Raw genomic sequence first — 9,768 nt, 5'->3', positions numbered from 1 at the left:
TCGGTCAACTTCATCACCACGATCATCTGCATGCGCGCCCCCGGCATGACGATCTTCCGTATGCCGATCTTCGTCTGGAACGTGCTGCTGACCTCGGTCCTGGTGCTGATGGCCTTCCCGGTGCTGGCGGCGTCGCTGCTGGTGCTGGAGGCGGACCGGCACTTCGGCGCGCATGTGTTCGACGCCCAGTACGGCGGGCCGGTCCTGTGGCAGCACCTCTTCTGGTTCTTCGGCCATCCCGAGGTGTACATCCTCGCGCTGCCGTTCTTCGGGGTGGTCACCGAGATCATCCCGGTCTTCTCGCGCCGGCCGCTCTTCGGCTACGTGAGCCTGATCGGCGCCACCATCGCCATCACCGGTCTGTCGGCCACGGTCTGGGCTCACCACATGTTCGCCACGGGCGCGGTGCTGCTGCCGTTCTTCTCGTTCCTGACGTATCTCATCGCCGTGCCCACCGGCGTGAAGTTCTTCAACTGGATCGGCACGATGTGGCAGGGGTCCCTGTCGTTCGAGCCGCCGATGCTGTGGGCGGCCGGATTCCTGGTCACGTTCCTCTTCGGCGGTCTGACCGGGGTGATCCTCGGCTCGCCGCCGCTGGACTGGCACGTCACCGACTCGTACTTCGTCGTCGCGCACTTCCACTACGTGCTGTTCGGCACCATCGTGTTCGCCATGTTCGGCGGATTCAGCTTCTGGTGGCCGAAGATGACGGGCCGCATGCTCGACCACCGGCTGGAGAAGGTGCACTTCTGGACGCTGTTCGTGGGCTTCCACACCACGTTCCTGGTGCAGCACTGGCTCGGCGTGGAGGGCATGCCCCGGCGGTACGCCGACTACCTGGCCGCCGACGGCTTCACGGCCCTCAACACGGTCTCCACCATCGGGTCCTTCCTGCTGGGCCTGTCCACGCTGCCGTTCCTGTACAACGTGTGGAAGACCGCCAGGTACGGCACGCCGGTCGGCGCCGACGACCCCTGGGGGTACGGCCGCTCCCTGGAGTGGGCGACGTCGTGTCCCCCGCCGCGCCACAACTTCCACGCCCTGCCGCGCGTGCGCTCGGAGTCCCCCGCGTTCGACCTGCACCACCCCGCGCTCGCGCGGACGGACCAGAAGGAGACGACCGGGCGCCGCGACGCGGTGGAGCCCGGCGAGTGACGGCGGCGCCGGCGCCCTGAGATTTGTCAGGGACCCCCGCGCGCCGGTTCTCCCTACAGTGCTGAGTGCACCACCGGATGCCGTCCGCCGGCCCGTCCGGCTCGTGGCGGCACATCAGGACAGGGGGAATCACACATGACCGTTCGCCCGTTGACCAGGGTCGCGCTCGTCGGGGCCGGGGCGCTGGCACTGCTCGGCCCGCTCACCGCCACCACCGCCCTCGCGGCCTCCGACGCCGGCCGGGGCGGCGACCGGGTGCTGGCCGCGCCGTACGCGGTCGAGCCCTACGAGACCGTCAACGTCCGTTCCGGGCCCGCCCGTTCCTACGACAAGGTCGGCTCCGTCGCGGCCGGCCAGCCGCGCGGCGCGTACTGCTGGACCCGCGGCGAGACCATCAGCGACAACGGCTACACCAACAACGTCTGGGTGAAACTCGTCGAGGGGTATGTGAGCGCCGTCTACCTCAAGGGCGACGCGTACGGGGACCTGCCGGCCTCGGCGACCTGCTGACCGGCACGCCCGCCACCAGGCCCGACGGGCCCGCACACCGATCGATCACATGGGGGATCACATCATGGGGGACACACACATGAAGCGACTGCTGCGCCGCTCCGCGACCGTGCTGGCGGCGGCCGCGCTCACCGCCGGGGCGGTCGTCGCCACGGCCGAGGCCGCACCGGCGAAGGTGAGCGGCGGCGACCCGTCGCTCACCGACGTCTACATCTGGGCCACCGACGTCAACCTGCGCCAGCAGCCGACCACCGCCTCAAACGTGCTGGCGGTCCGCTCGCACTACTGGCTGGACGCCGTCTGCCAGCAGCGGGGGCAGTACGTGAACGACCCGGCCGTCGGCGGCAACAGCTGGTGGACCGCGGTGCAGGAGTTCGCGGGCAGTGACATCGCCTGGGTGAACAACCTGTACCTGCGCGGCGGCGAGAAGATCGCCGGCGTGCCGGACTGCTGACGCGTCGCCGCAGCACACCGTGGGGCGGGCCGGACCACCGGCCCGCCCCACGCGTGTCAGGACAGCTTGTTCACCGCCGTGACGGTGGTGGCCTTGAAGTCGGCCACCCGCGCGTGCTCGAAGGTGCCCATCTGTCCCCACTGCACGACGGTCACGGTGGTGCCGTCCCGGCCGACCGAGAACAGGCCGATGTCGGAGGAGCCCCACGAGGAGACCGTGTGGACGCCGTAGACATGGGCGCCGTCCGCGACGTCCAGCCGGCCGTAGTCCTTCTGCGTGGCGGTGATGTCGGGGTCCTGCTCCCTCACCCTGCGCGCGCAGTCGCGCAGGTCCTCGCGGAGCAGGGCCGCGAACTCCTTCGCCCGCTTCGTGCTGCGCTCGACCACGGTGACCTGGAGGGCGCCCGTGTCGTACTCGGTCCAGTACCGGCGGTGGGAGGCGACGGACGGCAGGGCCTCGCCGACGCACATCGGCAGCGGGTCGGGCTGCCCGGCGGTGACGGGTCCGGCGTACCAGTCGGAGGCGGGGTGCGGCGGCAGTTCGGACGGTTCCAGGAAGGCGGGTCCGGTCCGGCCGGGTGCGGCAGCGGTGGCCGGGACGGCGGCGACGGCCACCGCCGCGCCGGCCGCCAGTGCGGCCGCGGCGGTTCGGACTCCTCGGGTGCGGACGGGCATGGGTCCCCCAGGTCGGTTCGTCGGTGTCGGTCGGTGTTTCCTCCTGTACGACCCGACATGACCGTGATGGGTTGCCCTCTTCCTCCGCAACGGATTCGTCCCGGATGTCACCACCGGGCAACAGCGGCGCGGGGCGGTCAGCCGGCGCGCAGCCGTACCTGTTCCTCCAGGCGTCGCAGGCTGGTGTCGAGGGCGTCGGCCACGGCCCGCCCGCCCGGGTCGTGGGTCTCGTCGAAGAACGACAGGTGCACGGTGACCTCGCTGGCCCCGGCGTCGAGGCCGGCGACCTGGAGCCAGCCGGCGTAGCTGCCCTGGTCGCGGGTGCCCCATTCGAGCCGCAGCTGCTCGGGCCGGGCGCTCAGCAGCGCGGAGGTGTCCTGGTCGCTGCCGTCCTCGTGGACGGTGACCGCGGGCGGTTCCTCCATCTCGACGTGCAGCTCCCGCGGCAGCCAGGTGTCCAGCCGGCCGACGTTCGCGGCCTGGTCGAAGACCTGCTCGGGCCGGGCGGGCATGGTGCGGGAACGCTCGTACTCGGTCATGGGGCACCACTCCTTCGCGCTCGGGATCGTCCGACGGACCGCGTGCCCGGTCTGCGACGACCGAAGCGTCCCGCGACCGATCCGCTCGGCGCACACGCCGGGGTACACGCTTCTGATCGTCGAGCGGCGGCCCCGGGCCGGCTGAGCGCCGGGTCCGTCACACGGCGTGGCCCTGGGCCCGCAGCCAGCCGTGCACGGTGTCCTTGTCCGACGGGCTGATGCGCACGGGCCCCTCGACGTACGGGCCCTCGTCCTCGGTGAAGCCGGTGTCCGTGATCCGCGCGGTGACCCAGGTAGCCAGGTCCTGCGCGGCCCGCTCCGGCAGGGCTCCCCGTTCCCAGCCCGCGCGGGCCTCCCGGGCCGCGGCGGGGTCGTGCCGCGCGGTCTCCTCCAGCCACGCCGCCACCAGCCGCTCGACGTTCCGGCGGTCCGCGTCGCCCTGCTGCCGTTCGTGCTGTTCGTCCATGACGCCCGGGTGCCCGGAATCCGCCGGGCACTCCCCGGCGCCGGGCGGTGCACGCCTCGTGTCGGCGGTGCCGCGCCGGGTACCCGCAACGGGGCGACGACCGGACCGGTCGAGCGGAAGGCGACAGCCTGGAGAGGGGACAGCGATGACGCAGCCCGCCGACGATCACATGCTCGATCGGCGCGCCGGTGTGGCGGAGCTTCGTCCGGCGGCGGGGGACGCCCGGTCGCCGGACCGTGACGACGTACGACGTGAGGAACTCCCCGTCGACCGCAACCAGGCCATCCTCCAGGCCGCCAAGCAGGTGGGCGCCATCCTGAAGCGGGAGGGGCAGCCGTTCGCCCTCGCCGGCAGTGTCGCCGTGTACGCGCACGGCGGCACCCAGAACCTCCAGCACGACGTCGACTTCTGCATCCGGCCCGACGACGCGGACTCCGTCGCCCGCACGCTGCGCGAAGCCGGCCTGGAGGTCTACACGCCGCCCGAGGACTGGCTGCTCAAGGCCAACTGCCTGGGCCAGCAGGTCGACCTCATCTTCGAGCTGGCGCACCAGCCGGTCACGGCGGAGCTGCTGGAGCGGGCCCAGGAACTCTCCGTCGACTCGGTGCTCATGCCGGTCCTGTCGCCGACCGACCTGCTGCGCGGCCTGCTCGCGGCCTTCTCCGAGCACCACTGCGACTTCGGGGCGGTGCTGCCCATCGCCCGCACACTGCGCGAGAAGATCGACTGGGACGAGCTGCGCCGCGACTGCGGCGACGCGCCGATGCCCGCCGCGTTCTTCTTCATCCTCGAACGGCTGGAGATCATCTCCCCGGCCTCCCCCGCGAAGGAGGAGCACCGATGAGCGACCCCGTCGGACACCAGGGGCCCGCCGCGAGCGGACCCGTGCCGGCCACGGAGAACGTCGAGTACCGCGTCGCCCACCTGCACGACCGGCTCGCCGCAGAGGAGCTCGGCGAGCTCGGGGTGCGCGCCGAGGTCCGGGCCGGGGCCGTCGCGGTCACCGGCACGGTGCCCTCCGCGCAGTGCCGCGAGACCCTGCTGCGGATCGTCGGCGAGGAGCTGGCGGGGCTCACCGTGCACAGCGACATCGTGGTGGCCGACACCACCAGCCCCGACCACGCCGAGGAGCTGTGATGATCCGCGTCGCCGCCGTGGGAGACATCCACATGGGCCTCGACAGCCAGGGGCTGCTGCGCCCCGCCTTCGAGACCCTGCCCGACTGCGCCGACCTGCTGCTGCTCGCCGGCGACCTCACCCGGCACGGCACACCGGAGGAGGCCCGCGTGGTGGCCCAGGAGGTGCGCGGCCTGCCGGTGCCGGTGGTGGCCGTCCTCGGCAACCACGACCACCACGACGAGCAGCCCGAGAAGGTCACCGCCCTCCTCCAGGACGCCGGTGTGACGGTCCTGGAGGGCGAGGCGACGGTCGTGGAGTGCGCCGGGAACCGTATCGGCATCGCCGGGACCAAGGGCTTCGGCGGCGGCTTCGTGGGCCGCAGCGCCGGGGAGTTCGGGGAACCGGTCATGAAGGAGTTCGTACGCACCACCCGCCGCTCCGCGGACAGCCTGCACGCCGCGCTCAAGGAGCTGGACGACCAGGACTGCGCGGTGCGCGTCGCCCTGACGCACTTCTCCCCCGTGGCCGACACGCTGGCCGGTGAGCCGCCGGAGATCCATCCGTTCCTCGGCAGCTATCTGCTGGCCGAGGCGATCGACACGGCCGGCGCGGACCTCGCGGTCCACGGCCACGCACACCTGGGCTCGGAGCACGGCATGACGGCGGGCGGTGTACGGGTGCGCAACGTGGCCCAGCCGGTGATCCGCCGGGCCTTCAACGTCTACCAACTCGGCGCGCCCTGAACCCCGCTCCCTCAACCCCGACAGCAAGGCCGTCCTGAAGGCCGCCGCCCATCTGCCGCCGCACGAGGAGCCCGACGAGGAGTACCCGTTCCAGCTCACCACGGGCCGGACGGTCCTCCTGGACCTGGCCTCCGCCTGCCACCCGCGGACGCTGCGCCAAATGCGCTGGACCAACACCATGATCAAGAACTTGTCGCCGCAGCTCCTGACCAGCCTGTGACCTGCGACAAGCCCCCACGGCCCGGCGTCGTCCGACCCCTGCTCCGCACCGGGCGCCGAATGGCGCGCCCCGCCCGGGGCACCTGATGATCCCGATAGACACCACACCCTTGGCAACCCTGGAGAGAGCGTCATGAGTCTTCTGCGCATGGCCGGCCGGCCGATGCTCGCCTCGATGTTCGTCGCAGGCGGCCTGCACTCCCTGCGCCGCCCCCAGGACGTGGCGCCGGCGGCCGAACCCGTCGTCCGGCCCGTGACCGACCGCGTGGGCGCCCTGCCGGACAACACCGAGCAACTCGTACGGCTCAACGGCGCCGTACAGGTGGCGGGCGGCATCATGCTCGGACTCGGCCGGTTCCCCCGGCTGTCCGCACTGGCCCTCGCCGCGTCCCTGATCCCCACCACGCTGGCCGGGCACCGCTACTGGGAGGCGGAGGACCCGGGCGACCGGGCCCAGCAGCGCATCCACTTCCTGAAGAACCTGTCCATGATGGGCGGCCTGCTGATCGCCGCGGACGACACCGGGGGCGCGCCCTCGCTGATGTGGCGCGGCCGGCACGCCGTCAAGGGACTGCGGCACGAGGCCCACACGGTGCAGCGCTCGGTGCGGGCCGCGGCTCGCCCCGCGGCGGCCGCCGGCGGCATCCGGTCCCGGCTCGGCTGCTGAAGGGGCGTTAGCCCGGCGCCTGCGCGGGGACCCGACGCCCGTGGCGGGCCGGTCCCCCGGCCGTCACGATCCGACTGGAGGTGTGGAACATGGGCCACGGTGGAAACGTCATCGACGAGCTGACGACCGATCACCGCGAGGTCGAGGAGCTGTTCGGCAAGATCGAGGCGCTGCCGCCCGGTCACAAGGACCGCAAGCTGTACGCCGACCAGGTGACGATCGAGCTGGTCCGCCACTCGGTGGCGGAGGAGGCGTACCTCTACCCGGCGGTCCGCGAGCACGTACCGAACGGCGGCGCCCTCGCCGACAAGGAGCTCGAGGACCACGCCGAGGCCGAGCAGATCATGAAGGACCTGGAGGGCTGCCAGGCGGACGACGCCGAGTTCGACCGTCTGATCGGCAAGCTGATGAGCGAGATCCGGTCCCATGTCGCCGACGAGGAGGGCAACCTCTTCCCGAGGCTCCGCGAGGCGTGCCCGCCGGGCGCCCTGGACCAGTTGGGCGACAAGGTCCGCCAGGCGAAGAAGACGGCGCCGACGCGTCCGCACCCCTCCGCCCCGGACAAGCCGCCGATGAACAAGCTCATGGCACCGGGCGCGGGCATGGTCGACCGCGTGCGGGACGCACTGTCGGGCCGGGGCAAGTCCGACTGACGACCGTCAGCGAAACATAGGGAAGGGGCCCGTCACCGACGGGCCCCTTCCCTTGCTCTCGTGTCACTCACCACTCCCCCGCCCGCTCCCTCGCGACCGTCGGCACCGGCTCGGGCCGGTCCCGGAAGGCGGCGACGGTGCGCTCCAGACCTTCCTGCCAGGTCACACCCGGCAGCCAGCCGAAGATCTCGCGGGCGAAGCCGGTGACGGGGCGGGGCGGCACGGGCCGGTCGCCCGGTGTGTCGACGAAGGCGAGCGGCGAGTCGGAGCCGGTCAGGCCGATCACGTGCCGCGCGATCTCCAGGTCCGTCGGTTGCTCGTCTCCGCCGAGGTCCACGGGCCGTACCGAGCGGCCGGCCGCGACCAGCAGGACGCCGTCGACCATGTCGTCGACGTAGCACAGGGGGTGCGTGAGGCCGCCGTCCCCGGCCACGAGGACCGGCTGCCCGGCCAGGGCCTGCTCGATGAAGGCGGCCGGCATGCCGCCGTCGTCGGTGCGCATGCCGGGACCGTAGCCGGTGAAGAGCCGCACGATCCCGGCGTTCGAGCCGTGGGCGCCCGCGTGCGCGGTGACCAGGGCCTCGGCGAACCGGACGGCCTCGGCCCAGGCGCTGTGCGGACCGACCGGGTCGGCGCCGTGGCCCGGCTCCGGGAGGCACGGCGGCGAGGAGGCGAGCAGGAACCGGGCCCTGTCCCGTACGGCGACACCCAGTGCGGTACGGGTGCCGAGGCTGCCGGCGTCGAGCAGCTCGTCCGGCCGCTCCGGCCAGGCGGCGGAGGACGCGGGCCCGGCCAGATGGAGAACCAGGTCGTACGGGCCGGTGAGGGCTTCCGCACAGCCGGGCTCGGAGATGTCCCGCTCCAGGAAGCGGAAGCCGGGCCGGCCGGCCAGATGGGCCACTTTCTCGGGCCGCCCCGTGGAGAGATCGTCCAGGCAGTCGACTTCGACACCCGAATCGAGCAGGCGGGTGCAGAGGTGGGAGCCCAGGAATCCGGCGCCGCCGGTCACCAGGGCCCGGTCCCACGGTGCGCGGGCCCGGTCGTACGGGGTGAACGCCGCCATCGGCATCATGAGGAGACCGCCTTTCCCCGGCACTGCGCCGGCGGAACGCGTGACGAGCGCGCCCCGAGTGCCCCACCGAGTCGCATTCATACCTTGACGCCAACCGCGCCCCTGTGATCAACCACACTCACAGAAGCAACTGTTCTTGACTGGCGAGGACTTGAAGTGGGCCGACCCACCGCCTCACCTCATCCGGCATCGACTCGGCCACCCCTTCTGCCACGATGGTCCGCGCCGTCTTCCGGCTCTCGGAGTGGCCGCGCAACGCAGCCGGCGTCCTCGCTCCCGTGTTCCTGTCCTTTCCGGGTCTCACGACTCGTCTTCGAGTGGCGCACTGTGTCTTCCTCTCCTCCCTCAGCCCCGCCGGCTCCCTCCGAGTCCGCGTCCCGCTCACCGTGGCGTTCCCTGCGGCACCGCAGCATGCGCTGGTGGTCCGTGGCGAACTTCGTGTCGAACGCCGGTACGTGGATGCAGCTCACGGTGCAGAACCTGCTGGTCCTGCACATCACCGGCTCCGCGGCCGCGACGGGCCTGTCCATGTCGGTGCAGGCCGCGCCGGCGCTGCTGATCAGCGTGTTCGGCGGCGCGGCCGTGGACCGCTGGCCGCGGAAGCTGACCGCCGCGGTCAGTCAGGCGCTGCTCGGCACGGTGGCGTTCGTGACGGCCCTGCTGGTGGCGCTCGACCGCCTTGACCTCACCTCCCTGATGGTGCTGGCCGCCGTCACCGGCGTCATCGCCACCGTCGACGGCCCGGCGTGCTCCCTGCTGGGCAACGACCTGGTCCCGCCGGAGGACGTCCCGTCCGCGATCGGGGTGGGCGCGCTGGTGCACCAGGCGGGCCGCCTCACGGGCGCCGCGCTCGCCGGTGTGACGGTCGGCTTCCTCGGCACGGCCGCCGCGTACGCCGCGAACGGGCTGTCGTTCCTGTTCGTGGCGTCGGTCATCCCCTTCCTGCGCCCCGCCCGCGGGGCGGTCCGGACGGCCGGGAAAGCGCTGCGCGGCCGGCGTGCCGCGGACGACGGCATGAGCGTGCGGGAGGGCCTGGCGTTCTTCGTACGCCGTCCCCGGCTGCTGGCGCTGGCCGGCGTGACGGGTGTGAGCGCGGTCTTCGGGCGCAACTACCAGCTCACGCTGGCGGTGCTCGTCACGGGGCCGCTCGCGGGCGGTGCCGGGTCGTTCGGCACGGTCTCCACCGTGCTGGCGGTCGGCGGCATCGTCGGCGCGGTCCTGGGCGCGAGGCTGCGCCGTCCTTCGGTGCGGGTCGTGGGCGCGTTGGCGGCGGCGGGCGGGCTGCTTCAGGTGGTGGCGGGGATGTCGCCGTCGCTGGCCGTGCTGCTGGTGATGGTGCTGCCGATGGCGGTGGTGGAGTCCGTCTCCGACACGGCCGGCACGGCGGTCCTCCAGACCGACCCGCCGGCGCATCTGCGGGGGCGGGTGCTGGGGGTGTGGGGCAGCGTGGGCACGGTGTGGAGCCTCGGGGGGCCGCCGGTGCTGGGGCTGCTGATG

13 protein-coding genes are annotated in these 9,768 nt (G+C 72.5%); 9 read left to right on the top strand and 4 right to left on the bottom strand.

Going from position 1 to position 9,768, the window contains the following annotated elements; translation table 11 throughout:
• The 3 genes from GTW67_RS17450 to GTW67_RS17440 all read left to right on the top strand — a co-directional run.
• Positions 1-1,155 (top strand): cytochrome c oxidase subunit I (locus GTW67_RS17450; protein ID WP_161165747.1); only part of this gene is annotated, 1,155 nt, incomplete at its 5' end.
• A 135-nt stretch (positions 1,156-1,290) separates the two neighbouring features.
• Positions 1,291-1,665 carry an SH3 domain-containing protein gene (locus tag GTW67_RS17445; RefSeq protein ID WP_161165746.1) on the top strand — a complete coding sequence of 125 codons (375 nt, stop codon included), beginning with the start codon at positions 1,291-1,293 and terminating at the stop codon, positions 1,663-1,665.
• Between the two features lie 64 nt (positions 1,666-1,729).
• Positions 1,730-2,119, top strand: coding sequence for a peptidase M23 (locus GTW67_RS17440; protein WP_237518910.1), 390 nt, complete (start codon positions 1,730-1,732; stop codon positions 2,117-2,119).
• A 56-nt stretch (positions 2,120-2,175) separates the two neighbouring features.
• On the opposite strand, the gene GTW67_RS17435 is transcribed toward GTW67_RS17440, so the two are convergent.
• The 3 genes from GTW67_RS17435 to GTW67_RS17425 all read right to left on the bottom strand — a co-directional run bounded on the left by GTW67_RS17435 (position 2,176) and on the right by GTW67_RS17425 (position 3,798).
• Positions 2,176-2,793, bottom strand: a complete 618-nt coding sequence (locus GTW67_RS17435) for a hypothetical protein (RefSeq protein WP_161165745.1) — start codon at positions 2,791-2,793, stop codon at positions 2,176-2,178.
• A gap of 137 nt (positions 2,794-2,930) precedes the next feature.
• Complete coding sequence (locus GTW67_RS17430) at positions 2,931-3,332, bottom strand: SRPBCC family protein (RefSeq protein ID WP_161165744.1); 402 nt, start codon at positions 3,330-3,332, stop codon at positions 2,931-2,933.
• Between the two features lie 157 nt (positions 3,333-3,489).
• On the bottom strand, positions 3,490-3,798 hold the full coding sequence (locus tag GTW67_RS17425) for a hypothetical protein (protein ID WP_161165743.1): 309 nt from the start codon (positions 3,796-3,798) through the stop codon (positions 3,490-3,492).
• 145 nt (positions 3,799-3,943) lie between these two features.
• Here GTW67_RS17425 and GTW67_RS17420 point away from each other — a divergent pair, with 145 nt between their 5' ends.
• From GTW67_RS17420 to GTW67_RS17400, 5 genes are all read left to right on the top strand, one after another.
• Complete coding sequence (locus GTW67_RS17420; RefSeq protein ID WP_161165742.1) at positions 3,944-4,642, top strand: nucleotidyltransferase family protein; 699 nt, start codon at positions 3,944-3,946, stop codon at positions 4,640-4,642.
• Entirely contained in the window at positions 4,639-4,935 is a 297-nt protein-coding gene (locus GTW67_RS17415) for a BON domain-containing protein (RefSeq protein WP_161165741.1), read from the top strand. The genes GTW67_RS17420 and GTW67_RS17415 overlap by 4 nt, the downstream gene beginning before the upstream one ends.
• Entirely contained in the window at positions 4,935-5,660 is a 726-nt protein-coding gene (locus tag GTW67_RS17410; RefSeq protein ID WP_161165740.1) for a metallophosphoesterase family protein, read from the top strand. Before GTW67_RS17415 ends, GTW67_RS17410 begins: the two co-directional genes overlap by 1 nt.
• A 352-nt stretch (positions 5,661-6,012) precedes the next feature.
• Positions 6,013-6,546 (top strand): DoxX family protein, encoded by a 534-nt coding sequence (locus GTW67_RS17405; protein ID WP_161165739.1) that lies wholly within the window; start codon positions 6,013-6,015, stop codon positions 6,544-6,546.
• Positions 6,547-6,635: 89 nt separating this feature from the next.
• A complete protein-coding gene (locus GTW67_RS17400; RefSeq protein WP_161165738.1) occupies positions 6,636-7,199 on the top strand; it encodes a hemerythrin domain-containing protein in 564 nt (187 codons plus the stop codon).
• Positions 7,200-7,266: 67 nt separating this feature from the next.
• Here GTW67_RS17400 and GTW67_RS17395 read toward each other — a convergent pair whose 3' ends face one another.
• Complete coding sequence (locus GTW67_RS17395; RefSeq protein WP_161165737.1) at positions 7,267-8,271, bottom strand: NAD-dependent epimerase/dehydratase family protein; 1,005 nt, start codon at positions 8,269-8,271, stop codon at positions 7,267-7,269.
• 327 nt (positions 8,272-8,598) lie between these two features.
• Between GTW67_RS17395 and GTW67_RS17390 the strand changes: the two genes are divergently transcribed.
• Positions 8,599-9,768, top strand: a 1,170-nt coding sequence (locus tag GTW67_RS17390; protein WP_161165736.1) for an MFS transporter, incomplete at its 3' end; no start/stop codon positions are given.

Origin of the sequence: Streptomyces sp. SID5910 (assembly GCF_009862125.1) — a bacterium.
In the GTDB taxonomy this organism is placed as follows: domain Bacteria; phylum Actinomycetota; class Actinomycetes; order Streptomycetales; family Streptomycetaceae; genus Streptomyces.
The sequence above is the reverse complement of the archived record's forward strand: the minus strand, read 5'-3'. Positions and strand labels throughout refer to the sequence as shown.